This window comes from Actinocrinis sp. (genome assembly GCF_035946395.1).
GTDB lineage: Bacteria > Actinomycetota > Actinomycetes > Streptomycetales > Catenulisporaceae > Actinocrinis.
Genome location: NZ_DASYZI010000324.1, coordinates 41,782 through 65,016 on the forward strand (window position 1 = coordinate 41,782; position 23,235 = coordinate 65,016).

At 68.0% G+C, this 23,235-nt stretch carries 27 protein-coding genes and 1 pseudogene; 1 reads left to right on the plus strand and 27 read right to left on the minus strand.

The genetic code is table 11. The features are described 5' to 3' along the window. Nucleotides 1–5: 5 nt before the first annotated feature. The 27 genes from VGS97_RS20315 to VGS97_RS20445 form a co-directional block, all read right to left on the minus strand. The gene (locus VGS97_RS20315) at nt 6–998 is read right to left on the minus strand and encodes a hypothetical protein (protein ID WP_326855183.1); all 993 of its coding nucleotides are present in this window, start codon (nt 996–998) and stop codon (nt 6–8) included. A gap of 29 nt (nt 999–1,027) precedes the next feature. Beyond that, nucleotides 1,028–1,483: a hypothetical protein gene (locus VGS97_RS20320; RefSeq protein ID WP_326855184.1), complete on the minus strand. Its 456-nt coding sequence runs from the start codon at nt 1,481–1,483 to the stop codon at nt 1,028–1,030. A gap of 4 nt (nt 1,484–1,487) precedes the next feature. Beyond that, a complete protein-coding gene (locus VGS97_RS20325; RefSeq protein WP_326855185.1) occupies nt 1,488–4,463 on the minus strand; it encodes a hypothetical protein in 2,976 nt (991 codons plus the stop codon). 16 nt (nt 4,464–4,479) lie between these two features. Further along, on the minus strand, nt 4,480–5,748 hold the full coding sequence (locus tag VGS97_RS20330) for a hypothetical protein (RefSeq protein WP_326855186.1): 1,269 nt from the start codon (nt 5,746–5,748) through the stop codon (nt 4,480–4,482). Next, complete coding sequence (locus VGS97_RS20335) at nt 5,745–8,810, minus strand: hypothetical protein (RefSeq protein WP_326855187.1); 3,066 nt, start codon at nt 8,808–8,810, stop codon at nt 5,745–5,747. The genes VGS97_RS20330 and VGS97_RS20335 overlap by 4 nt, the downstream gene beginning before the upstream one ends. A gap of 15 nt (nt 8,811–8,825) precedes the next feature. After that, complete coding sequence (locus VGS97_RS20340; RefSeq protein ID WP_326855188.1) at nt 8,826–9,209, minus strand: hypothetical protein; 384 nt, start codon at nt 9,207–9,209, stop codon at nt 8,826–8,828. 38 nt (nt 9,210–9,247) lie between these two features. Beyond that, a complete protein-coding gene (locus VGS97_RS20345) occupies nt 9,248–9,670 on the minus strand; it encodes a hypothetical protein (RefSeq protein WP_326855189.1) in 423 nt (140 codons plus the stop codon). 36 nt (nt 9,671–9,706) lie between these two features. Further along, nucleotides 9,707–10,282, minus strand: a complete 576-nt coding sequence (locus VGS97_RS20350) for a hypothetical protein (RefSeq protein ID WP_326855190.1) — start codon at nt 10,280–10,282, stop codon at nt 9,707–9,709. Nucleotides 10,283–10,342: 60 nt separating this feature from the next. Next, nucleotides 10,343–10,612, minus strand: a complete 270-nt coding sequence (locus VGS97_RS20355; RefSeq protein ID WP_326855191.1) for a hypothetical protein — start codon at nt 10,610–10,612, stop codon at nt 10,343–10,345. Continuing rightward, a complete protein-coding gene (locus VGS97_RS20360) occupies nt 10,581–10,820 on the minus strand; it encodes a hypothetical protein (RefSeq protein ID WP_326855192.1) in 240 nt (79 codons plus the stop codon). Before VGS97_RS20360 ends, VGS97_RS20355 begins: the two co-directional genes overlap by 32 nt. Then, a complete protein-coding gene (locus tag VGS97_RS20365) occupies nt 10,817–11,044 on the minus strand; it encodes a hypothetical protein (RefSeq protein WP_326855193.1) in 228 nt (75 codons plus the stop codon). Before VGS97_RS20365 ends, VGS97_RS20360 begins: the two co-directional genes overlap by 4 nt. Continuing rightward, nucleotides 11,041–11,511, minus strand: a complete 471-nt coding sequence (locus VGS97_RS20370; protein WP_326855194.1) for a hypothetical protein — start codon at nt 11,509–11,511, stop codon at nt 11,041–11,043. The genes VGS97_RS20365 and VGS97_RS20370 overlap by 4 nt, the downstream gene beginning before the upstream one ends. Then, on the minus strand, nt 11,512–12,006 hold the full coding sequence (locus VGS97_RS20375; RefSeq protein ID WP_326855195.1) for a DUF1003 domain-containing protein: 495 nt from the start codon (nt 12,004–12,006) through the stop codon (nt 11,512–11,514). Then, nucleotides 12,003–12,359 (minus strand): hypothetical protein, encoded by a 357-nt coding sequence (locus VGS97_RS20380; RefSeq protein ID WP_326855196.1) that lies wholly within the window; start codon nt 12,357–12,359, stop codon nt 12,003–12,005. Before VGS97_RS20380 ends, VGS97_RS20375 begins: the two co-directional genes overlap by 4 nt. 190 nt (nt 12,360–12,549) lie before the next feature. Next, on the minus strand, nt 12,550–12,987 hold the full coding sequence (locus tag VGS97_RS20385; protein WP_326855197.1) for a hypothetical protein: 438 nt from the start codon (nt 12,985–12,987) through the stop codon (nt 12,550–12,552). 50 nt (nt 12,988–13,037) lie between these two features. Then, on the minus strand, nt 13,038–13,262 hold the full coding sequence (locus VGS97_RS20390) for a hypothetical protein (protein WP_326855198.1): 225 nt from the start codon (nt 13,260–13,262) through the stop codon (nt 13,038–13,040). Nucleotides 13,263–13,341: 79 nt separating this feature from the next. Then, nucleotides 13,342–13,674 carry a hypothetical protein gene (locus VGS97_RS20395; RefSeq protein WP_326855199.1) on the minus strand — a complete coding sequence of 111 codons (333 nt, stop codon included), beginning with the start codon at nt 13,672–13,674 and terminating at the stop codon, nt 13,342–13,344. Beyond that, nucleotides 13,671–14,108: a hypothetical protein gene (locus VGS97_RS20400; protein WP_326855200.1), complete on the minus strand. Its 438-nt coding sequence runs from the start codon at nt 14,106–14,108 to the stop codon at nt 13,671–13,673. Before VGS97_RS20400 ends, VGS97_RS20395 begins: the two co-directional genes overlap by 4 nt. Beyond that, nucleotides 14,108–14,944: a hypothetical protein gene (locus tag VGS97_RS20405; RefSeq protein ID WP_326855201.1), complete on the minus strand. Its 837-nt coding sequence runs from the start codon at nt 14,942–14,944 to the stop codon at nt 14,108–14,110. The genes VGS97_RS20400 and VGS97_RS20405 overlap by 1 nt, the downstream gene beginning before the upstream one ends. Nucleotides 14,945–14,947: 3 nt before the next feature. Continuing rightward, on the minus strand, nt 14,948–15,646 hold the full coding sequence (locus tag VGS97_RS20410) for a hypothetical protein (protein ID WP_326855202.1): 699 nt from the start codon (nt 15,644–15,646) through the stop codon (nt 14,948–14,950). A 108-nt stretch (nt 15,647–15,754) separates the two neighbouring features. Continuing rightward, the gene (locus tag VGS97_RS20415; RefSeq protein ID WP_326855203.1) at nt 15,755–16,801 is read right to left on the minus strand and encodes a phage major capsid protein; all 1,047 of its coding nucleotides are present in this window, start codon (nt 16,799–16,801) and stop codon (nt 15,755–15,757) included. A 150-nt stretch (nt 16,802–16,951) separates the two neighbouring features. Continuing rightward, entirely contained in the window at nt 16,952–17,806 is an 855-nt protein-coding gene (locus VGS97_RS20420) for a phage scaffolding protein (RefSeq protein ID WP_326855204.1), read from the minus strand. A 63-nt stretch (nt 17,807–17,869) separates the two neighbouring features. Then, nucleotides 17,870–19,003, minus strand: coding sequence for a hypothetical protein (locus VGS97_RS20425; RefSeq protein WP_326855205.1), 1,134 nt, complete (start codon nt 19,001–19,003; stop codon nt 17,870–17,872). Beyond that, complete coding sequence (locus VGS97_RS20430) at nt 19,003–20,259, minus strand: hypothetical protein (RefSeq protein ID WP_326855206.1); 1,257 nt, start codon at nt 20,257–20,259, stop codon at nt 19,003–19,005. The genes VGS97_RS20425 and VGS97_RS20430 overlap by 1 nt, the downstream gene beginning before the upstream one ends. 23 nt (nt 20,260–20,282) lie before the next feature. After that, nucleotides 20,283–20,519: a hypothetical protein gene (locus VGS97_RS20435; protein ID WP_326855207.1), complete on the minus strand. Its 237-nt coding sequence runs from the start codon at nt 20,517–20,519 to the stop codon at nt 20,283–20,285. 13 nt (nt 20,520–20,532) lie between these two features. Further along, on the minus strand, nt 20,533–20,811 hold the full coding sequence (locus VGS97_RS20440) for a hypothetical protein (RefSeq protein WP_326855208.1): 279 nt from the start codon (nt 20,809–20,811) through the stop codon (nt 20,533–20,535). Next, a complete protein-coding gene (locus tag VGS97_RS20445; protein ID WP_326855209.1) occupies nt 20,811–22,448 on the minus strand; it encodes a phage portal protein in 1,638 nt (545 codons plus the stop codon). Before VGS97_RS20445 ends, VGS97_RS20440 begins: the two co-directional genes overlap by 1 nt. Nucleotides 22,449–22,618: 170 nt before the next feature. Here VGS97_RS20445 and VGS97_RS20450 point away from each other — a divergent pair. Continuing rightward, nucleotides 22,619–23,235, plus strand: a pseudogene (locus tag VGS97_RS20450) (hypothetical protein); the annotation flags it as partial.

Consider the following 23,235-nt stretch of genomic DNA (forward strand, 5'->3'; position numbering starts at 1 on the left):
ATCCCTTACTGAAGTGCGTAGATGGAGAACTGGCTACCGGCGATGAACGACCCGGTGGCGCCGAACATCGTGATGCTGGTGACCGAGCCGGCCACCGCGTACAGCCCAGAGTACACACCGCACCACATGTTCGTGGTCGTCGCGAAAGCCGCCGCGGTGCCCTGCACGTTGGGGAACTGGGAGGCGCCGCCGTTGTCCACCGTGAACTCTCCGCTGGCCCAGTAGTCGGCGGTCGCGCTGGCCGCCGTCACGGTGCCCATCTGGATGAACGTCGATGCACCGGCCGACGTGGTCGCGGCGACCGTCGTGTTGTTGGCCTGGTTCACCTCCCAGATATAGCTGCTTCCAACGGCCCCGTTCAGCTGCACCTTGAACTGCTCGGCCGCGTTGGCGTCGGAGCACCGGGCCGACCACCTGACCTTGAACGCGTTCACTCCCGTAGGCAGCCCGGAGAAGGTGACGGACGCGGTGGTGGTCCCCAGGGTCTGGGTGGGAGCGGCCTGGGCCACCTGGTACATGAAGTTGGATCCGTTGTAGACGGCCGACAGCCCGGTGTCGCTCTCGTAGATCTCCAGCCCGGTGAACACGGAGCTGGGGTGCGAGCTGCTGGTGACCGAGTAGTTGCAGAACGACTGGTGGCGCCAACTGCTGCCGGTATAGCTCAGCAGGTACTGGGTGTCGGTCTCGAACAGCAACTCGCCCGCGGACAGACCCGAGGTCGGCCGCGAGGACGAGGTCCCCGTGATGGCCGCGTGGGACATGTACGTCCACACGGGGCTCGCCTTGGTGCCCGTGTTCTGGGCGTACCGCAGCGAGTCGTGCTCGTAGACGATCTGGCCCTTGTACGTGACCGTGGGCCGCGCGGTGGACAGGCAGTCCACCGCGCCCATCAGCGAGTCGAACAGGGTGAAGTTCGCTTCGACGTGCGCACCGAAATTGAATACGTCATTGAGGTCCGCGATAATCGCGCCGATATTCGGCGTGAATGTGTCAGCCACTATCCGTCTCCTTGATCGATGCGTTCATCTCAGGCCAGCCCGAGATTGCGCCGGTGGTTCCTACGGACCTGGCGGACCTTCTCACACCGCGGGGCGATCCTGGGGTCGGCGGGATCGTGCTGCTGGCGGATCGCGTCCAGGTGGTTGCCCTCATCGACGTAGACGTGGTCCTGCTGGCTCTTGGCGAGCTTCGCGAGGTGACCGGCGCGCGCCTGCTCGATAGTGGCCTTGTACACGAAGTCGTCGTCGGTGTGCTGGATGTCCATGTGCGGCTGATGCAGCACCAGCTGGATCAACGTATCGATGTCGTGCGGGTCGTGCTCGTATTCGGCGCACAGATTCACGAAGATCTCGTGAGGGAATCCGTGGGTGTGGGCCAGCCCGGTGTCGCTTCGGATATACGAGACCATCCAGACGGGCTGCTCGGCGCCCCGCAGGATGGCTGTTCCGTTCAGCACCTGAAAGATCGTGTAAGTGGTCGTCATCGGTTTACCTCCACCGGAAAGCCCAGAACATCACGGAGAACAGACCGGTGTAGGAGGCGTTGGCGATCAGTCCGAACCCGGTGGTGCTGCTGGTGGTCATCATCCACGCGGGGATGGTGGTGGTGTTGATGTCGCGGGGGACCGCCACCGGGGTCGGCGTGCTGAACATCGTGGTGCCGTAGCTCCACGTCAGGCCGGTGCCGCTGATGCTGCCGATCTCGCCGCCCCACTCCGCCTCCTGCCTCTGGGGGGCCACGCTGCCCGCGTTCGCGCGGTAGCCGTCCAGCTCCCACGACACGTCGCCCGCGCCGGAGTTGTAGTTCATCAGCAACTGGCCGCCGTGGGTGGCGCCGCTGGGGAACAGGCCGTACAGGGCGGAGGTGCGCGACATGGAGATCTCGCCGCCGTCCTGGGCGCCGTGCTTCCCGACGATCATCGTGGCGCCGGAGTCGGTCACGCTGAACGATCCGCCGTGGATCGCCTGGTTGATGTCGATGACCTGGAACACACCGCCGATGGGCGGCCCGGACAGGTAGATACGCTGACCGACCTGCGACGAGTCGAAGGACGAGGTGTACTCGGCCGTGTTGATGCCGATGCCGGCGCCGACGCTGGCACCGAACTCGACGGCGTTGATGAACGCCGGGCCCGTGCCGGTCTGGTCCCACAGGTAGATCGTGGGGTAGACCTGCGTCGACATGTCGATAGTGATCTTGTTGCCCTGGCCGGTCTTGCCCAGGGTAATCACTGCCGAGTTGCTGTTCACGTCGAAGGTCAGGTTGCCGGACGAGTCGTAGGCGTGGAAGCCGGTGCTGTCCATCAGGACGCGCTGCCCGGTCAGGCCCGTGGTGATCTGGCCGGCCATGATGATCGACGCGGTGACGGTTCCGGCGGTCAGCTTCGAGACAGTCAGGTCAGTGATGTACGCGTTCGACCACAGGGTGGCGGTCGACCCGGCCGACACGGACGGGTTGGACTTGTTGCCCGCCTCGTCGACCGCGATGAGCCTGATGAACATCGCCTGCGCGGGCGGCTGGCCGGGTGGGATCGTGAAGCTGCCGACGACAGGGATCTGCCCCGTGATGTTGCCGATGTTCGCCGGCAGGTTGCCCAACTTGGTCGCGTTGGACGGCGTGAACAGCGGGTCGTACGAGCCGTGCACCTCGACGTGGTGCAGGTCGACGGCCTGGGTGAACGTGCCCCCGTCCGAGGTGCCGCAGTCCCAGGTGACCTGCACGCTGGCCATGTTCGTGGCCACCGTCGGCGCGTCCGGGGTCGGCGGGGGGATCGTGTCGGCGGACGCCTGGATCGTGGTGGTCGCCGACCACGCGCCGTTGTTCGGCGGGTTGGCCGTATCGACGGCCCTGATCTGAAAATCGTAGTTGACCCCTGGTGTCAACTCCTGAATAAGCAGGGTGTTGACACCGCCCGCGACGAACGTCACCTTCCAGTTCGACACCGCCTGCGGGATCAGCTGCTTGTACGTGCCGCCGAGCGCGTTCAGCGCGTTGTACGTGTACCCCGCCGACTGCAGCGCGTTGTAGGACGGGTTGGTCGCGAAGATCCCCAGGTCGGGCCGGTACTGGATCTCGTAGTGGTCCAGGTCGATCATCGTGGTGCCGTCGGTGTTCGACGGCGTCGACCAGTTGATCTGGATCTGCGCGCGGGTGCGGCCGTCCGACGAGCTCTGGTACACGGTGGTGGAGTGCGCCCCGAACACCGGCACACCGGGGATCGTCGTATCCGGGTTCGGCCGGCCCGCCGTCGGCTCGGAGGTCGACACCAGGTTCCGGTTGTACCCGCCGACCGTCAGGTTCGTCGCGGTGCCGTCCTCGAACTGCACGTAATCGGTCAGGTCGTACCAGTTGCCGTGCTGATCCCGGTACGCGACCGTCATATCGCTGGTGACGGGCCAGTTGACCTGGATCACCCGCTGCTTGGTCGGGTTGATCCGCTCGCCGCGGAACACGATCTCGTTCGCGCCCGAAGTGTCGATGAACCCGGCGTCGGGGTCGTACAGCCACACGTAGTCGCCGCAGACCAGGTCGCCCTTGATGTCGTACTCGGTCGACGACAGCCGGACCTGGTCGGCCGGCGTCGTGTACGGGATCAGCGCCGCCTGCGCGCTGACCGTCGCGTTGACCGAAGAGACGCCGGACGCGCTGATCGTGCGCGTCATCACGATCGGGTTGCCGTAGAAGTCCGTGTACGGGTTGGTGCCCCCGACGTCGCCGATGTTCGCAGCCCCGACCGCCGTGGCCGCTCCGGAGCCGGACGCGAGCACCACGGTGCGCGTCGTGTAGTCCTTGACGTCCTCGATCAGCTCGGCAACGCCGTCCAGGCCGCGGATGGACATGTCCATGCCGGGGTTGTTCGGCACGATCGCCGTGATCGGGCTCGTCCGGTACAGGGAGGCGACCGGCCCGAAGTCGACCGTGGCGTTGCCGTTGGCCCGCCACTCCGCGATCTGCGTGGGCAGCGCGCCCTGCGTGATCTGCGTCGCGAACGAGGTCAGCGCCTTGGCCACGGTCGTCCAGATGAACCCGCCCGTGTAGGTCGCCGAGGTGGGCATCGAGTAGATCGTGCCGACCTTCAGCGAGCTCACCCCGACCAGCGTGTTGACCACGGTCGAGTACGCCGCGCTCGTGAACTGGGCGCCGTTGCCGGACGAGCCGGGGGTGTTGTTGCCCTCGATCACCGGGCCGACGCCGGAGCCGTTGCCGAGCCACGTGGCCATGGTGTCGCCGGACAGGATGATGCCCTGGTTGGCCTTCTTCGAACTGAAGTCCAGACCGGTGATCACCCCGGTGAACCGGCCCGACGTGAACAGCGACGAACCCTCGAGCTGCGGGTTGTGCCGCCCCGTCGAGATGACGATGTGCTGGAAGTACTGCAGCGCGTCGAGGATCGTCCGGGGGGTGTCCGGCGACAGCGTCACCGACCACGACCCGGGACTCATGATGGTCTCGGTGATCGCCACGTCTACACCACCCCACTCATCGGCGGATGCCCTGCACGAGCTCGGACGGCGTCGAGATGTACTGGTTGTACAGGTCGGCCGCCTGGTCCCCGGTGACCGCGCTGGTGCCGCCGATGACGGCGCCGATGAACGCGTCCATGTACAGCACGCTCGCCGAGCTCGACAGGCCTCCGTTGACCAGGTCCGGGGTCGTGGTCAGCGCGGAGCCGAGGATGTACTTGTTGCCGTCGCTGTCGTTGCTCGTCGCGGCGATGTAGGAGCCGTTGGCGGCCGAGCTGCCGATCTCCGCGTTCGAGCGCACGACCTTGAACTGGCCGGCCACCTGGGACTGCAGGTACAGCTCGACATGCCGCGCGCCGCGGCGCAGCGTCAGGTCCCCGGTCACCCGCACCAGGGTCGCCGTGGACCACAGCAGGCGCGCGACGACCATCTCGGGCTCGTTGCGCAGCAGCGACACGCTCAATGGCTGGCCGAGGCTCGTGCCGGCGTACTGGATGTCCCAGTTCTTGTTGCGGTACGACGTCGCACCGGAGGTGTACGACGCGATGTTCAGCACGCCACCGGCGCTGGTCAGCGGGTTGATGTTGACCAGGCCGTTGGACAGCACCCAGCTGGTGGGGCTGTTGTTGTTGAACAGGATCCCGGACCGCTCGATGCTGTTGGCGTCGAGGAAGAACGTACGGCCGTTCATGTAGTTCCCGACCGCGCACCCCCACCGCGGGATCGTGGTCTGCGTCGTGGGCAGATTCAGGTACACCACGTGCGTGCCGTCCTGCCCGACCCGGCGCACAACGGTCGGGGTGTTGCCGACCGCGGAGAAGTAGGCGTAGTGCCCGATCGACGGCGAGTGCCAGCGCACCCCGGTGATCGAAAACATGTTGTTCCGCGTCGTGCCCGTGAGCCTGGACTCGATGTCGACCTCGAAGTCGGTGCCCACCCGGTTCAGGTCCAGCGACCAGGTCAGGGTCTGCTGCTCGCCCTCCCAGTTCTGCAGGTCCGCGGAGCTGTCGACGATCGTGTAGTAGCCGTTCAGCCCGACCTTGTCGCTGAACGTGACGGACACGAACGACCCGACGAGGCCGGCCATGTCCGCGCGGATCGCCTCGAGCCGGTTGGAGGTGGTGCCGATCTCGTTGGCCGACGGCACCGACTCCTGCCCGACCAGCTTCAGCGTGCGGCCGGTGGGTGTCGAGGACGACGGCGACGTGCTGGCGTCGGTCGCCGCCTTGGTCGGGAACTCGACCAGCGGGAACCGGCCCAGGTTGATTACACCGAACTGCGTCATGCCGGCACCGCCGTATCCCTGTCCACTTGGAGGAGCGCGTCCCTGATCTGCCTGGCGAACAGCTTGGCAGCAGTATTCAGCGAGTTGGGGTTGCTGAAGTCGGCCATCGCCTTCATGTCGATCTGGACGGTGAACTGCTGGATGATGATGCTCCGGCTCGTCGAGGCGCCGACGCTGCTGCCCTGGCCGAGCCGGTCGGTGATCGAGTTGAGGTTCCGGTCGACGGTGGCGCCCTTCGGCAGGAACAGGGCCTCGGGGCCCTGCTCGCCGACGATCGCGACGCCGGGCTCGGTCGCGGTGCCGCCGGTAGCGAGCAGCGGGATCGAGGGGACGCCGATGGTCCAGCCGCCGAAGTGGCCGAGGGGGCCGAGGTCGATGGACGGCATCGTGAAGTGCAGGCTGTTCCACCCGTTGATCACCGAGTCGATCGCGGAGCGGAAGCCCTGCCAGATCGAGTCCCACATGCCGGACAGGGCGCGGCCGATCGCGCCCGGGATCCCGGTCAGGAAGTTGATCAGGTCGTTCCAGTACTGCTTGATGTGGCTGAGGTGCGTCTCGATCCAGCCTGCGGCGGTGCCGACCCAGCCGACCACGTCGGTGATCGTCTTGGAGATCGCGGGCGCCATCTGGCCGACCATGTAGTCGATCAGCTTACCCACCCATAGCAATACCTGAGTAATCGGGGGTAGCAGTGTCTCGAGGAACGTGGTCGCCAGCTTGATCACGATCGGGATCAGCGGGGCGAACGCCTGGTACAGCATCAGCAGGTCGGAGATGATCGGCACCAGCACGGGCATCAGCTGCACGAGCGAGGTGACGAGCTGCTGGACCAGGGGAATCAGCGACGTGATCGAGGACAGCAGGAACTGGCCCAGGATGCCTGCGAACTGCGCGATCAGCGGCATCAGAGGGTCAAGGACTTGAGTTAGTCCGGTTAGCAGGATCTGGATGAACTGGGAGATCGGCTGGACCAGCGGGGCCGCCGCGCGCACCAGGTCGCCGATGATCTTGACCGCGTCGACCAGGATCGGAGACAAGTCCTTGATAACCGGGGTGAGTCCGGCCATCAATACACTGACAACCTGGTCGAGGATCGGGCGCAGCAGCGCCAGCGCCGGACCCAGCGCGCCCGACACCGCCCCGATCAGATCGCCGATCGGACCCAGCAGATCGCCCACGAACCCGAGGATCGCCTGAATCGTCTGACCCGCCCCCGCGCCGCTGGACACCAGCCCCTCGAACAGCTGCCCGAGCCCCTGCATGATCGCCACGAGCCCCGAGCCCAGCCCGGACACGATCGGCCCGGCCTTGCTCGCCGCGTCGGTGAACGTCTGGAACATCGAGATGAAGCCGCCGCCGAGCTGCGACATCAAACCAATGCCCTCATTGAAGATCGTGAAGAACTGCTTAACGAATGTGGTGTTCTGGAAAAGGGCTCCGAAATTCGCAAAGAACTGGCCGAAAGCCTGTCCGCCGTCGAACAAAACCTGCTTGAACTGCCCCATTAGAGGATTTACATCCTGGAGGAACTTCAGCACACCCGGGAAGAACGCGTTCTGCGCAACCTTGTCGAACCCCTGGGTCATGCCGCGCAGCAGCTCGACGATCTCACGGCCGGCCGGAGTCAGCTTCGCCATCGCCTGCGCGTACTGGCTTGCCCCACCGGCGCCCGACGCCGCGGCCGCAGCGGCGGCAAGCTGCTGCTGCTTATAGGTGTCGGTCAGGTTCTGCTCAGCCTTCTGGATGGCCTGGGCCGACTGCTGCTGCTGGTACGCGGCCTGCTCCTGCGTCGTGGTGAGCGCCCGCTGCGCGTTCTCGACGCCCTGGATCGCCTGCTGGTACGCGTGCTCCGCGTTCACCACCGCGGGCAGCCCGGACACGCCCTCCTGGTTCGCCTTGTCCGCCGACTGGGTGGCCTCCTTCGACCGCTGCTTCGCGTCCGTCAGGGCCTGCTCGGCGTCGACCAGAGCCTGCTGCGCCTGCTTCTTCTGCAGGTCGGTAGACAACGAGTTGTCCATCACCGCGGTCAGGTTCTGCTGCGCCTGGGTAACGTTCAGCTGGGCATCGCTGACCCCGTTGGCCGCGTCGGCCGCCGAGTTGTTGAGGTCGGCGATCTGGTTGGCGGCGTCCAGCTTGGCCTGGTTCAGGGCCTGCGCGGCCTGCGCCTCCTGGTACTCGGCGTTCTGCAGCGACTGCTCGGACGAGATGATCGAGTTGTTCGCCGAGATCGCGGCCTGCGCCGCCTGCTGCTTGGCCTGCACGATCTGCTGCTCGGCGTTCTGGATGGCCAGGGCGTTCTGGAACGCGGTCTGAGCCTGCTGGGCCGCCGTCATCCCCGCGCCCGCCGCGGCCGTGTTAGCCGCGGACAGGGCGGTCGTGATGTCGCGCAGCCCCATGAACGCCGCACCACCGCCCGCGGCCAATCCGCCCAGCAGGGCGGGCAGCGCGGCCAGCGCCGGGCCGAGGGCGAGCGCGGCACCGGCGGCGAACAGCATCAGGCCGCCCATACTGCCGAACATGCCCCCAGCGGCGCCCGCCGCGTTACCCGCGTTCGCCGCCGCAGTACCCGGCTTCGTGATCTTCTGCCCGGCGTCGTCCGCCTTGTTGCCCAGATCCTCGACCGCGGCCGCCGCGTCCCCGGCACCGGCCTCCAGATCCCGCAGACCGCCGGTGGAGTTGCCGACCTCGCTGGTCTTCTCCTTGACCAACTCCTCCTCGGCCGCGACCTCCGCGAGCTTCGTCTCAGCGTCGCCGGTGTCCAACTTCAGCTCGACGTTGGCCTCGGCCTTGATCTCCTCGATCTCGGCCTTGACCTTCTCGACCCCGGCGCCCTCCTCGAACTCGATAGGGATCTCGAGCTGCTCGCCGGCCTCGGCGGCCTTGACCTTCGCGGCGACGTCCGCCTTCAGGCCGTCGTCCTTGGCCTTGAGCTCGACGGCCATGGACTCGCCCTCGACGGCGGCCTGCAGCATCGCCGCGACCTTCTCGCGCAGCCCGTCGTCCTTCGCGTCGAGCTGCACGAAAGCGGTGGCGATCTTGAAGCCCTGCCCCTCGTCCGCCACCGCTGCGTCTCCTGCCTATCCGCCGAAACTGAACATGTCGCCGATATCCGAGAACCGGAGCTCGGCCTGACTCGACCCGACCACCTTCCCGCCCGCAAGGGGCGACGGCGGCCCCGGCAGCAGCACCGGCGGCGCACCACTACCAGCCGCCCCTGCGGCCTGGACCACCGGCTCCGGCGCCTGCACGGCCACCTGAACCGACGGCACCACCGGCGCGGCGACAGCAGGCCCGGTCTCGGCCTCCTGCTCCCGCAGCGCCTCCGCTTTGATCCGGAACTGCACCACGCCCGGATACGCCGCCAGCCGCGGCACCAGCCGCGCCCACCGCCTCGACCCCATGCTCTCCATGTCGTCGACCCGGTGGAACACGGACAGGTCCGAGGCCACGTCGTCCTCCATCCCGACCACCCACATCAGCGGACCGATGCGGGCGGCGATCAGGCTTTTGGGCCCGTCTGCGCATCCCCGAGGATCGCCTTCTGGCACGCCAGCACCACCTGGTAGATGTGCTTCGCGGTCAGGCCCCTGTAACTGGCCAGCGCCTCGTAAGCGTCCTCCCCGAGCAGCTCGGTCAGCATGGTGGCCACCGCCGCGTTCTCACCGTCGGTCTTGATCGACTTGATGAGCCGCATCACAACGCCCGCGCCCCTGTTGCGGTCGATGAAGTACGGCTTGCCGTCGATCCGGAAGATCTCCACGAGGTCGGGCTGCAGCTCGTCGGCGTCCTCCGACCGCAGGTCGAGCACGTCGATCTCGGGCATCGGGATGTCCTCGATCGGCTTGCTCGCCCGCGGCCGCGGGGAACGCCGGGGAGCCGTGGTCTTCTTCGCGGCGGTCTTCTTCGCTGGTGTGGCGGCCATCAGGGTTCCTTGCTACTCAGGCGGATGTCAGGGGGATCAGGACAGCTGGTCGACCACGTGGATCGGCGCGATCACCGAGGACACGTAGTGGCCGTTGAACGTGACCGTGAACACGGTCTGCTTGGCCTTGTCCATCGCGGTGTCGACCTTCGCCGTGGACAGCATGCGGCGGAAGATCGCCCGGCGGCGCAGGGAGTTCGGCGCGTACCCGTCGATCAGGATCGCGATGTACGTCGGCTGCGTCGCCGAGGTCGCGAACAGCGGCTCCAGCGTCGCGTAGGTGCCGCCCGCCGAGGTCGCCCCGGAGGTCTGGGTGGAGCCGTTCAGCGCGACCGACAGGTTGTTCAGCGTCGGCTCGGCGAGCTGCGTGGTGATCAGGAACTCGCGCTTGGTCAGGCGCCGGCCGATCGAGTCGACGAGCTGGTCGACCATCAGCTCGGTGTACTGCTGGTCCACCGACAGCGTGATGCCGTTGAGCGTGCCGCCCATGTCCGTCCACGAGGACGACGCCGGCGACAGGTTGACGTTGTAGTCCGCGGGCTCGGCGGCCCCGAACAGGCCCTGGTAGATCGTGCCGGGGCCCATGATCAGGTTGGTAACGGTGACGGACACCGGTATCTCCTAGGTCTTGGAGTTGTTCCCGACAGGCGGATCGGGCGTAAACGGGTAGGTCTACTTGCTCTTCTTGGTGGCGCGCGCGGCCGCGGAGCCGCCCTTACCCTTGCTCGACGGCAAGCCCGGATAGGCCTTCTTCACCGCCGCACGGACCTTGGCCTGCTCAGCCGGCGTCCCGTTGGTCTTGACACGGGCCAGCGCGCTGACCGCCCGGCCCTTCGAATTCAGCGGGTACGCGTCCGCCCCGCCGGGACCACCGCCCGGCAGGGCGTAGGACCCCTTCGGGGCCTTGGTGTTAGGCGCCGGCTTCTTCTTCGGTGCTGCCACTGCTGCCCACCTCCTGCTTGACTGTCGGGCCCCCGGCCTGCATGGCCGAGGACACTGGGGGGATCTGGATCGGCGCCGGAACCTGTTCCAGGGTGGACGGCACGAGCTCGGCGACCACGCCCATGCGGGTCAGGTCCTCCAGCTCCTGGTCGTTGACCTCGACCACGCGGTCCGGCTGCATCGTCGTCTTGATCAGATGCTCGGTCATCGCTTGAAGTCCTCTCGTCTGAGCGGCCACTCGATGTGCCCGAGCTCCGGATGCTGCTTGATCGATAGCGTGTCGTACCCGGCCAGCATCGCGCCGGGCTCGACCACGCGCACGCCGGGGAACAGGAACTCGAGCTCGGCCCGGTCGTCGTGGACCAGCACCTTGCCCTGGTAGGACAGCAGTTGCTTGCTGTTCGGGCCCTCCATCGCGAAACGCCTGCTCATGACGGCAGCTCCAGCCAGTAAAGTTGAAGATCGAACTGGTAGACGGCCCAGTACGCCTTGTCCCCGTACATCCGCCGCGGCTCCCCGAGCGGGTGCGCCTGCTGCACCCGCGCCGTCGGATATCCCGACGGGAGCGCCAGGGTCGCGTTGAAGTTCGAGAGCTGGTAGCAGGCCGCGACGATCTGCTCGGCCAGGCCGTTCGCGATGTTCCACTGCGGCTTGCGGCTCGAGGAGTCGATCGGGAACCCGTACGTGGTGATCTGCAGCGCGGGCTTGCGCTCCGGGATGTACATGTCGGGGGTGCCCCCGACCGTCTTGTACGTGACGAACCCGCTCGTGATCAGCGACGCGTTCGTCTCGGCCTTCTCCGGCAGCTGCGTCGCCACCATCCCCGAGTTCAACCCGGGCAGCGCCGAGAGCCATAGTCCGGCGACTAGCTCGGTGTTGGCGCGGTACGTGGACGGCACCTATCTCACCGCCGGCCACTCGTCGTCCTGCGCGGTGCGCGGCGGCAGCGGGATCGTCGGCGGGGCGAGCAGGGCCTTGCGCTGCTCGTCGGACAGCGTCACGCCCGAGGCCGCGTCCGCGAGCATGACCAGGACCTGCGCCTGCACGACGTGGTAGCGCAGCGAGTCGGTGTTCACCTGGTAGTCGTGCTGCGCCAGCTCCGAACTGATCTGGTCCGCGCGCTTGGACGCGATCAGCAGGATCCCGCCCTGCAGGCCCGCGAGGGTCGACAGGAGCAGGTTCAGCAGGATGTACGGGTACGGGTCGAACGCCTGGTGGTGCAGCACCCGCTGCATCAGCAGCGTGTTCGTCCCGGCCCAGCAGATCATGACCGTGACGAACACGAAGATGAACGTCCACGAGCCCATGCTGTTGCGCATCTTGTCCGCGGCGCGCTCGCCCAGGGTGAGGTCGCCGCCGGTGCGCACGTGGGGGTGGTGGTGCCACAGGCTCATACGGTCAGCTCCCGCTCACGGTAGAGCGCCGGCCGCAGGAACGGCTGCTCGGGGCTGTTGCCGCGGCGCATGTGCCCGCGGACCGGGACGCCCTGGCGCATGTGCGGGCGGACGTACTCCTCGCCGTGGAAACCGCACTCGACGGCCGCGCAGTACGGCAGGTGGGAGGTGATGCGGGCCTGCATGGGTGCGGAGTTGATGACCGTCAGCGACGCCTTGAGGTCGCCGTGCTCGACAGGGCAGATCGCCTCAGCGTCCTTGTGGACCTCAGTCATCGTCTTCACGATCATCGTGTTGATCGCGGGCTTGAGCTGGTCGAGCCAGCCCTCGTCGATCTGGAGATCAACGGCCACCTTCCGCACCCTTCTCTACGTCGGGTACCCCGCACCGTCCCCGCCCGGTCTACCCGGGCACCGTGGGGGCGGTGCGGCGTGTTCAGTTCTCGGACCGGATTGCCGCCCCCGGCCCTGCTGCCCATCCACACCTAAGCGGGTGCGCCTTGAAGCACCAACCGCAGGCAGCCCCAGCGAAATTCTTGCGTGTTTACCAGGGGTTCCAGTTGGTGCCGTTCGACTTCAGGCGCAGCGCGCCGTAGGCCGAGTTCAGGAACGCGTACGACGCGGCCGAGGTGGACGACGTCGCCGCCGACACGTTGCCGATCTTGCCGCCGCCGGTCGGAGTGATCAGGCCGACCGTCGCCGAGGACGACACCGAGCCGTTGGCGTCGGAGATCGACAGCAGGTGGCCCGCCGTCACCGCCGAAGCCGCCGGAAGCGTGAGGGAGATCGCGCCGGCGATGGCGCCGATCTCGACGTTGGAGGCCGACACCGGGATCACGGCGTTGGCGGTGTAGGTCTGCGGGGTGCCGAGGACCAGTCCGTACTGCTCGACCAGCTCGCCGGTCGCCGAAACGTAGGTGTCGACGTTGGCGTTGACGTCCCTCTGCTCGAAGAGGTCGCCCGCTGCGCCCGAAGTAGGCACTTCATGTCTCCTAGGGAGAGTAGGGGTGTTGTCTCAGGCGGAGACGGCGACTACTTCGAGTCGACCTTGAACCGGTTGCCCTGCGCGTCCACGAACGGCCCCTGCGGGTGCAGCACCTTAGTCGGCTGGTGGTGCGCCTCCTGCGCGCCGCCGATCGCACCGCCGCCCTTCAGGAGGTTGCTCTTCGCGCCCGGCGCCACGCCGTTGCTCGCGTTGCGCGCGGGCATGTCGGCGCTGACCGCGTCGCGGGTTCCCAGGTCGGGAATGCTTGCCATGAGTGACTCCGTCCCAAGAAATCGCGTAATGAACATACAAATCCGGACGTATCCAGTATATCGCCCGGATCAGGCCCTGTCAGTTGACGTAAGTCAAGTCCAGCCGCAAGTCAGGCGTATGCACCGGCGACCCCAGCACCGACACCGCGGCGATCGAGTACTTCTTCCCGGTGCGCTCGTCCAGGATCCGATCCGTGTCCAGCACATCGGTCCCAGCCGCCAGCCGGCACGTGGTGTACCGGTAGACGCGCATGTCCTGTGATACCGAGTCGATCCCCGTCCTCGTGCGCTCCATCACCGACGCCGGCACACCGGTATGCACCGGCGTATCGGAGTCGACGACATCCCCGGCCGCGGTCGTCGTGGTGCCGCGCAGGATGCTGATCGTGGTGGTCGGCCAGAACACCGTCACCCCGAGTCACCGCCCTTCTGCGACATGTGCGTGTACAGCCACGGCCCCTCGTCCGACGGCACGTGCCCGATGAACGCCTCGACCCGGCCCTTGTTCATCTTCTCCCGCGCCAGGTACCGGTGGTGGCCGTCGATGATCACGGCCTTGGCGTTCTTCCCGGGCCCCATCACGGCGATGATCGGATCGTTCTCGCCCTGCTTGTACTGCTCCACCTCGCGCAGCACATGGTCCGGAGCCCGGTACGCGGCCCAGCTCTCCTCGTTGCTCGTGTCGAACGCGTCCAGGCCGATCTTCGTGGCCGGATCCCACGGGATCAGCTTCACCCAGCCGATCGCCGACTTCGGGAACCGTTTGTCGAGCTGGTCGTACACCTCGTTGCGGGCCTTGATGCTGTCCGCGGACTTCGACGTCGGGATCTGGTTGCCCTTGCTCATCACGGCACCGAGCTTCCCCGGTAGCCGAAGTTGTACATGTCGACCCACCGCTCGTACAGGTCGTTCGCCTCGGCGTCCGGATCGGACGACAGCGGTGTCTGGTCGTCGATGAACGGCGTGCGCACCCGCAGCGACCGCGACTTCTGCCACGACAGCTGCTTGAGCGACCGCAGCGCGAGCGGCGCGAGCATGATGGCGCGCGGGTCCATCCAGTGTGTGGACAGGCCATCCTGCGACAGCTGGTCGATCTCCGACCGGTACAGCACACCGGGCTGCTGCGTCATCCACGCGGCCTGGTAGGCCAGCCCGTAGCGCAGCAGCATCAGGTCCTTCGGCCGCATGTTGAAGCCGCTGGATTCCGGCGTGTAGTTGCTGAACATGTTCAGCACCTGCTGGCCCTGCTGGATCTGCCCCAACGTCAGCGACAGCCCGGTCACGTTCTGCACCCAGGTCAGCGGGCTGACCGGGTTGACGTTGCCGCCCTGGATCAGGTCCTGCGCCAGGGAGATGTCGCACCAGGTCAGGAACGTCGGGATGCCGTAGTTGACGTCCTGTACGGTGACGACGACCGACTGGCTGCTCGCCGAGCCGCCGAGGGTGCCGTTCCACGCGGCGAGGTAGTCGCCGGTGGCCTGGCTCGTCGGGACGGCCCAGCTGAACTCGTACAGGCCGGTCGAGGCGTGGTAGATCCCGGCGCTCGTCGGGGCGATGACGCTGGTGCCGGTGGAGACCGCGGATACGGAGATCGTCAGGTTGGTGACGTCTGTGGGTGTGCCGGCGATCGACCAGGACGACTGGATGACGGCCGTCGCGCCCTGGTTGGTCGCGAGGCTCACCGGTTACTCCGCCGGGGGCTGCACCGCGGGCGCCGGGTCGACCGGCTCAGCGGATGTTGACGGTGATGCGTCCGGAGCTGCTGTCTCGGGATCGGGCGACAGCGGCGGGGAAGTGGTAGAGGGTGCAGCCGGATTCTCCGACGATGTAGCAGCCGGCGGGGTCGACGGGTCCGCCGGTGGCGTAGGGCCCGCGACCGGCTCCTGCTCGGCCGGCGGCGCGCTCGGGGGCAGCAGCGGCGCGCCGTCCGCGTCCGTGCCGCCCTCGCCGCGGTCCCAACGGGTCGCGTCGGCCGCGGGCTGCTGGACCGGGATCGGCTGCAGGGCGTTCGGGTTCGCCAGCACGAGATCGAGGTTGGACGGGGTGACCGTCGTCTCGGGGTGCACGTCGGCGACCGCGGGCACGACCGGCACCCTGTAGGTGAGGTTCGTGCTCTTGCCGTCGGTCGGGTGATCCGCCTCGGCCTCGAGCTCCGGCGCGCCCTTCGGGTGCAGGCCCTGCTGCAACGCGGCCTGCAGGACCGACACGAAGTTGTCCAGGTGGAACGGGTGTCGGCCGTCGATGCCCTTGGTGTAGGACCGGTTGTGGACGGTGAACACCTTACGGAACCAGTTGCCGTCGGTGTCCGGCTCGGTCCGCTGGGCGACCTCGGCCTCGGGGTCGCCGTCGAGCGACGGGAACTGGCCACGGGTGAAGTCGGGCATGGGGTTCTCCTTCGGGTGGCGCAGGCTGCCGTCGATGTCCGGGGTTCCCGGGGGACGGGCGCCGTTCCGCCTGAAACCGGCGCCCGCCGTCTGGGAAACCCCGCAGGGTTACAGGTTGATGTTGCCCGAGTTGTCCTCGTGGACCGAGAACGCGGCCTCGTGGCCGACGGCGAACGCGCGTCGGGCGCGGAGCTTGAGGATCGACTCGTCGGTCAGGGCGGCCAGGCCGTTGCGGCCGTCGATGAACACCGACTCCGGGCCCGAACGCCGACCGACGATCATGTAGTTGCGGTTCGCCCACGTCAGCAGCGGGTTGCCACTCGGGGTGGGCGTCGCGGTGGACGAGCCCATGTTGCCGAGCGACCAGTGGATCGGGATCCCGAAGATCGTGTCCGGGGACGCCGCCATACCGCCGCCCGGGAAGCCCGCGGTGGACTCCTGGAAGATCGGCCGGCCGTTGGTGTCCTTGATGTTTCGCAACAGGTTGCGATACGCCGGGTGGGCGATGCACACCATCTCGGAGATGTCGAAGTAGTTGCCGCGCTCGACGTTGCCCAGCGACTGCGACAGCGACGCGTACGTGGTGCCCGCCGACCCGGTCTGGGTCAGGTTCGCGTTCGCGGTGTAGCCGGTGTTCGCGTCCGACTGGGTCAGCGCGTAGTAGACGCTGGTGAACGGCACCCCGACGCCGGGCGCGGCCGAGACGGCCAGGCACGCGTTGTCGAAGATCTTGCCGTAGGAGGTGGCCCAGTCTTTTTGTTTCGTGGCGATGACGTCGGCGATCGCGTCGTCGATGTCCTCTTCCGCGATGCGGACGGCCTGGCCGAACTTCTGCGCGGTGAGGATGACGGAGTCGTTGACCGACTGGTCCTCGTTGTAGGTGCCGCCCTTGGCGACGAGGCTCACGCCCACGCCCGCCGAACGCGGAACCGACCGGGTGTCGGAGTTCATCGGAACCGGGGACCCGAGCGCCTCGACGCCCGAGATCTGGTTCACCCGCATGATGACCTGCGAGTCGAACTCCTCCGGGATCCACGCTTCCATCGTGTCGCGGGCGCCACCCGCGATGGCGTAGATCGGCTTGCCGAATGCTGTGTGGCCGAGCAGCGTCTTGGGGGCGATGCCCGGTCCCGACAGCAGGTTTGCGCGGAGCATGCCGCGACCTCCTGGGGATGTGGGGTGGGGTGGACTGCATCGACCGATCTAGGTCTTACCCACCCGCATCCGCAGGCTGTTGCCCATATTACCGCCTGTGGCCGGTTGTCAACCAGTCCAGGGGCGTTCCGGTGTTTCTATCCGCTGTTTCTACCGGGATCCGAGGATGCTCGCGGCCATTTGCTCGGCGGAGGACCGCGGCCGCTGCTCGGCCTCGGCACGCCCCGACCCGTTCGCCCGCGGGGCGGCCTGCCGCTTGGGCTTCGGCTTGTCCGCCTCGGCCGGCTTGAACAGCTGCGGCAGCTCGGCCTTCAGCGTCTCGATCTGCTCCTCGAGCCCCTCGGTGACCTCGCCGTCGTCGTCGATCTGGATCTCGTCCAGGTCGAGCAGCCGCACGAGGCGCGAGACGTTGGCGGACTGCACGCCGGAAGATGCGAGCGCTGCGCGGGCGGCCTGGTTGACGGCGATGCCGCGGAACTTGGCGGAGGCTCGCTCCTCGGCGGCGCGCGCCGCTTCAGCGGCCTGCTGGCGGGCCTGCGCCTTGGTCAGCACGTCGGCGGGCAGACCGGGCGCAGCGGGGGGCTGGGATGCGGCGGCCTTCTTGCCCTTGCGGCCGGTCGGCGCATCGACCGCGGCGGCGCGGCGCTGCTCCTCGAGCAGGGCGTTGCGCTCGTCCTGCGCTTCCTTCGCGGCCAGGGCGTCGGCCAGGCGCTGCTTCTCCGCGCGCTCCTCGGCCAGGGCCTCGCGGCGCTGCTTCGCCGAGGCGTTGGACTTCGACAGCGCGGCCTGCACCTTCAGCCACTCCGCCTTGGACGGCGGCGTCCACTCGCCATCCTTGCCAGCCTCACCACCTTCGCCGCCTTCACCGGCGGGATCGGTGCCGGTCTCCTCGTCCGTTTCGATCTCGATGTCGCCGGAGCCTCCGGCGACCTGGTAGACCGGCGCGCCGCTCTTCAGACGGCCGAGCAGGATGTGGCGGGCGGGCATCAGGCGGGTGATCTTCACGAGTGGCTCCCAGCCGGGATAGGGACCTATGCGCATCTGCGCAGTAATGCAACAGTACAGCGATCACCGGCGCACAGCACGCCTCCTGTGGGACGGGTGGATCCGGTTGTCGAACGCCCCCTTGGCCACCGCCCGGTGCCCGCGCTCCTCCACCGACCTCGGCAACCCCGCGCCGCGGGCGAGCAGCCGCGACGCCGCATCCAGCCGCACCGCCCCGGACTCGCTGGGCAACGACCAGCCGTACACGATCGACCGCTTCGCCTCGCGCCGCAGCGCCGCGGGCAGGTCGACGTTCGCCCCGACACCGGGACGGTTGTACAGCGAATTCTCCTCCGGACCGCCCGGTGCCGCGTGGGCGCCGAACCACAGCTCCGGATGACACCGGCAGCTCACGTGCCGCGGCGGACCCATCAGCGGCTCACCGGGCGGCCACACGTCCGGCGCGCTGCCGGGCTTGCCGAACGTCGCCTCCTCGTCGAACCCGTCCCCCGACATCGGGTCGATGATGTGCCCGGACAGTGCCAGGCAGATCACACAGGCGTCCGGCTCGGCGACCCACAGCAGCGACGCGCCCTTGTTCACCGCGACCTGCCGGATCGCGTCCGAGTTCGCCTTGTTCACCGCCCACGTCGTCGACCGCTCCAGACTGGTCGCGGCCTGGTTCGCCTTCCCCATCGCCCGCACCAGGTCGTCCCAGCCGGTGATCGGCAACTGCTCGACGAAGTTCGCCGTCGAGGCGACCGACTCGGCCATCGTCTCCGGCACCGCGCCAATCGCCTCAGTGAGCACGGGTTCCAGCTGCACGACGCCCGGGGCGACCGGCGCCGTCAGGTACCGGTTCGCGTACTCCAGGCCGCGCGCCGCAGCCTGGGCGGCGAACTGCTGCAGCTGCGGGGTCGGATCGTACTCGGCCACCGCCTGCAACTCGGTCACCAGCAACTCGGCGAGCTGCTGCGCCTGCACCGCATCCGCGGCAGGCTGCTCTAGTCCGCCGAACATGAGTACGTACCGGGCGGCCAGCATCCGGAAGATGTTGCGGAGCAGTTGGCGCAGCGGGCCGCTGACCGCGTCGATCGCCTGCTTCTCCAGCAGCAGCAGCGCGGCCACCGCGGCCGCGTTCTCCACCGTCACCGAGGACACCGCCTGCTGCTCGCTGTCGGTGTTGCCCGCGGTGTTGACCTGCGGCTGCTCGCTCATCACCGCATCCGGGCAGCGAGCCGCTCAGCACTGGACATCTTCCCGAGCCCGTGCGACTGACGGATGTGGTCGAGCGCCTCCTCGTGCGTGTCGAACGCGGCGGTGCTGAGCTTGCCGCGGGCGGCGCGCACGACGGCGACGTACTTGCCGCCTCGGCTCTCGACGTTCCCGAGGTGGGTGGCGCCCTGCGTCACCTTGACCGCACCCGTGCTGGTCTTGGACAGCTTGACCGCAGCGGCCGGCGTCGCCCCGGTCTTCGCGGCAGAGGCACGCGCACCGGTCTCGGCCGCCTGCAGGTGCTCGACGGCCTTACCCTCGTGCATCTTCTCCAGCACCGGAGTAGGCGCGCTCTTCGCCGCCAGGTCGTGCGCACCCGCCGCGGCACGGTGGTCCGACGCAGTGGAGGCCTTGGCGGACATGTACACGGCCCGGTCGCGGTTGCCCGTGTACGTCCGCTCCGCGACGGTGGGCGCCTTCACGGGACTAGTCGGCTGACCAGCGCGCGCCTTGGCCATGTTCAACCCCTCGGCCCGCGCCTGGGTGCTCTTCTCGTACACGTTGGCCCGGTCGTGGGACACCGCCAGCTTCATGTGCATCGTGCGCAGCTCCTCGGTGGGAGCCACGTTCGCGGCGTGCACGTGCTGCCGATAGGCCTCGGTGTGACCGGCCGCGTCGTTGGCTTCGCGGCTCGCCTTCTCGGCCCGGTCCGCGACCTTCTCGTAGTGGGACTGCGTGCGGGCGTTGCGGTCCTCCACCAGCCGCTCGGCCGCGGTGCCGCTGGTGGACTTGCGCTCGATCGAACCGCCCGGCGTCTTGCGGACCGGGCGCGTGACGCGCGCTGGCGACTTGGGCAGCGCCTCCGCAGCCTTGGACCGCACCTCGTGGCCAGCCTGGGTGTGCTCGGCCGCCTTGTTCTCGTGCAGCATCCGCTGGGCCTGCGTGGTGGACAGGCGCGCGGCTTCCCGGTGCGCGGCCGCGGCGGCCTTGTGGCCCTGCGCGGTGTCGGCGTCGGCCGTCGCCTTGACCGCGGCCTTGCGCGCCCCGGCGTAGGCCTTCTTGCCGGCCGCGTCCTCGACGGGGCGGCTTTCCACCGGCCGGGACTCGACCGGCCGGTGGACCACATGGCCCGGGTGCTCGCCGGGCCGCGGCGCCGCGGCGCGATCGCCGAGCGACGACTTGACCGCCTCGGCCAGTTTGTCCGCCGACCGCGGCTTGTCGTTGGATGCCCGGTCAGCGTCGTACTTCTCCCAGCTCATAGCACGCCGCCTTCCTGCCGGGGCTACTTGCTCTTCTTCGCCGCCTTGGGGGCGACCGTCTTCTTCACGCGCATCATCGGGTGCTTGTCGACGGTGCCGTCGTCGTGCTTCACGGTGACCTTGCCTCCGGCGACCTTGGTGACGGTGCCCTTCTTGCCCTTCGGGTCCACCACGCGAGTGCCCTTGCCGATGCTCGGCGCGCCCTTGGCCTTCTTGATGTTGGCCAGGAACGCGGGCGGCAGGGTCTTCTTCGCAGCCATCGGTACGGCTCCTTTACTGGTAGGCCTTGACGGCCGGCTGGGTGCCCTTCGGGGCGTCCACCGTGCGCTGCCCGGGGGCGACGACGTGCCCGACCGGCGTCGGACCGGCCATGTCGCTGGTCGCCTTCGGGCGCCCCAGGGTGGCGTTCATCCCGGCGTCCATGCCCTTGGTGGCGGAGGTGGTGATGTCGGTGTGCCGGCTACCGGCTGCGAGGACGGGACCGCCCTGGCCGCAGCCGTGCAGAAGGTCGGCGTCGTTGGGTGCTGCCTTGGCGTATCCGTCGGCGGCCATCATGCTGTCCCTTCATCGAACTCGGTGGACTGCTCCTCGGGGAGCTTCAGGATATCGGTGATGATCTTGTTGACCTGCTCCGGATCGAGGACACCCAGGTTCGCCGCGGTGCCCAGCGCCTGGGCGGCCGTGGCGACCTGCTGCAGGATCTGGACGCGCTGCTGCAGGTCGTCGCCCTGGTAAGGCAGCCACGAGTCGACCTGAGTCTCCTCATACCCGGTTTCCAGCAGGATCTGGCGCGGCGGGACGCCGATGTTCTTCTTGAGCTGCATCATCTGCCAGCCCGCCGTGTCGTCGATCGTCGCGCCGGGCGTCCACCGGATCACGGTGTCCGGCTGCACGATACGTCCGGCGCCTGCGTCGTCGTCCCAGGTCGCGACCTTCAACGCGAACGCCATGACCTGCGTCCAGCCGCGCCCGTAGAGCAGCTGACGGCGCCGGACGCGCTTGAGCAGCGGCACCTCGGCAGCGCGGATCGACTCGCCGGACGGGGGCAGCCGCGTGTAGGTCTGCGGGTCGAAGTAGTGCAGCGGAGTGTTGGTGACCTGGGCCATCATCCTGATGTACACCTCGAGCGGCGCGAGGAACACAGCCGGGTCCGGCGGGTTGAACTGGCCCGCCTGCCGCACACCGTTGAGCCACCACACCTCGCCGGGCCCGGCGCGCAGGGTGGAGTCGTGGCCGGTGTCCTCGAACCGGTTGATGTCGTCCTCGGTGTCGAAGTCCGCCAGTTCGTCCGAGCCGTGCTGTGCGTCGGAGAGCAGGTACCGCTGCGGGAAGCCGTAGTAGTCGATCGTCGCCGCATGCGTGATGATCAGCTTGTTGATCGCGTCCTGCGGGCCATAGGCGGCGCGGTGCTCCGGGTCGCCGTAGGGCATCCCGGTGCGGAAGTGGAACACCGGGATCTCGCCGAACGGGTTAGCGACCGGCCACCCCTCGTCGCCCTCGTCCTCGAACTGGATCCAGTCCCGCCGGTTGTTGCCCTTGCTGTTGGGGGTGGTGACGTACTTCTCGATGCGGTCCGGGTAGTACAGGTTCACCCTGGTCGGCGGCTTGGCCTTGATGCCGAGCTGCGCGGGCATCGTCCACTTCTTGACCGCGAACTTTTTGCGCAGCGGGTTCTCGGTGTCGTAGACGATCCGCGTGGTCTTCGGCGAGTTGTAGAAGATGTCGACCTGCTGGAAGTCGAGCTGCTGCTCGTCGTCGAGGTCCTCGGGCTGGATGTCCGGGTTGTCTTCGGCGACCTCGTCGCTGGGCCAGACGATCAGGTAGGCGTCGCCGAACTCGCCGGCCCGCCGGTGGATGTTGGTGGATTCGAGGTCCATGAGGTTGCGTTCCCAGATCTTCTGCAGGATCTGGTCGGCCTCGTCGTCGTCCTGGACGGTGACGGCGTTGATCTCCAAGCGGTCGGACATGACGTCGACCGGGGTCTTGGCGAGGTTGAACCGGAAGGTGATGCCGGTGCGCTCGAGCGCGCGGCGCAGCCGGATGGAGGCGAAGAACTCCGGGTTCGTCGCCTCGTAGTACATTTCGGCGCGGTGGTAGTCGGGCAGCGAGTTCGCGAGCGCCTGCAGGCCCTCCATGAGGTCGGGGTTGCCAGCGAGGGTCGGCTGCAGGCTGGTGTCATTGCCGGCCACCCGGGCACCTTCTCTCATCTGCGCATGTGCGTACCTGGACAATTGAACCACCTGGCGAGGCGCGGGGCCACGGTGTGCGCCCTGTGCTGGGAGTGCCGCGGCCTGATTGTTTGACAAGTGGGCAAGGTTGGGTGTGTGATGGAAGCCAAGACGACCCAGGGGAGAGGACCATGACCACCATCGACCGCGACACCGAGCCCATGACGCTCGGCGAACTCGACACCGACTGGCCCACCGAGAAGATCACCCGGACCGGCGCGCGCCGCCGCACCGCCTACGCCTCGATGATCGGCTGGGCGCTGCTCACCATCCTCGCCGGTGGCGCGCTCGGTGGCGGCGCGTGGTTCGCCGCGACCGCCAACGCCCACGCCGCACCGCCCACCAGCCCGGCCGTCGTCGGCGCCAACCCCACCGGCGGCTCTACCCAGGCAGGCCTGATTGTCATCCCGACCACCGGCACGACCACCCGGTCCGTGCGCACCGACGCCCGCAAGGCCGCCGCGGTAGCACCGCAGGACACGCCCACAGCCAGCACGGCCACAAGCTCGGCCGCCCCCGCCGACACGACCGGAACCAGCACCGCGGCCGACACCAGCACCCCGACCATGAGCCCCACCGACACCAGCACGTCTTCTGACGCGACACCGACACCCACGCCGCCTATCGTGACGCCGACGCCGGTCAGCACGGCGACCGTGCCCAACGACCCGGGCTGCGTCAACATCACGTACAGCGACGGCAAGGTGCACCTCGTCTGCGACGTGGCCCCGAACCCGTCGACCTCCTC

Excerpts from the sequence above, each read along its gene's own strand:
- VGS97_RS20415 (WP_326855203.1), bottom strand. The coding sequence starts at position 16,801 with ATGCTCCGCGCAAACCTGCTGTCGGGACCGGGCATCGCCCCCAAGACG.
- VGS97_RS20340 (WP_326855188.1), bottom strand. The coding sequence starts at position 9,209 with ATGGAGGACGACGTGGCCTCGGACCTGTCCGTGTTCCACCGGGTCGAC.
- VGS97_RS20435 (WP_326855207.1), bottom strand. The coding sequence starts at position 20,519 with ATGGCTGCGAAGAAGACCCTGCCGCCCGCGTTCCTGGCCAACATCAAG.
- VGS97_RS20330 (WP_326855186.1), bottom strand. The coding sequence starts at position 5,748 with ATGACGCAGTTCGGTGTAATCAACCTGGGCCGGTTCCCGCTGGTCGAG.
- VGS97_RS20425 (WP_326855205.1), bottom strand. The coding sequence starts at position 19,003 with ATGAGCGAGCAGCCGCAGGTCAACACCGCGGGCAACACCGACAGCGAG.
- VGS97_RS20345 (WP_326855189.1), bottom strand. The coding sequence starts at position 9,670 with ATGGCCGCCACACCAGCGAAGAAGACCGCCGCGAAGAAGACCACGGCT.
- VGS97_RS20410 (WP_326855202.1), bottom strand. The coding sequence starts at position 15,646 with ATGCCCGACTTCACCCGTGGCCAGTTCCCGTCGCTCGACGGCGACCCC.
- VGS97_RS20320 (WP_326855184.1), bottom strand. The coding sequence starts at position 1,483 with ATGACGACCACTTACACGATCTTTCAGGTGCTGAACGGAACAGCCATC.
- VGS97_RS20365 (WP_326855193.1), bottom strand. The coding sequence starts at position 11,044 with ATGAGCAGGCGTTTCGCGATGGAGGGCCCGAACAGCAAGCAACTGCTG.
- VGS97_RS20430 (WP_326855206.1), bottom strand. The coding sequence starts at position 20,259 with ATGAGCTGGGAGAAGTACGACGCTGACCGGGCATCCAACGACAAGCCG.
- VGS97_RS20360 (WP_326855192.1), bottom strand. The coding sequence starts at position 10,820 with ATGACCGAGCATCTGATCAAGACGACGATGCAGCCGGACCGCGTGGTC.
- VGS97_RS20375 (WP_326855195.1), bottom strand. The coding sequence starts at position 12,006 with ATGAGCCTGTGGCACCACCACCCCCACGTGCGCACCGGCGGCGACCTC.
- VGS97_RS20400 (WP_326855200.1), bottom strand. The coding sequence starts at position 14,108 with ATGAGCAAGGGCAACCAGATCCCGACGTCGAAGTCCGCGGACAGCATC.
- VGS97_RS20440 (WP_326855208.1), bottom strand. The coding sequence starts at position 20,811 with ATGGCCGCCGACGGATACGCCAAGGCAGCACCCAACGACGCCGACCTT.
- VGS97_RS20390 (WP_326855198.1), bottom strand. The coding sequence starts at position 13,262 with ATGGCAAGCATTCCCGACCTGGGAACCCGCGACGCGGTCAGCGCCGAC.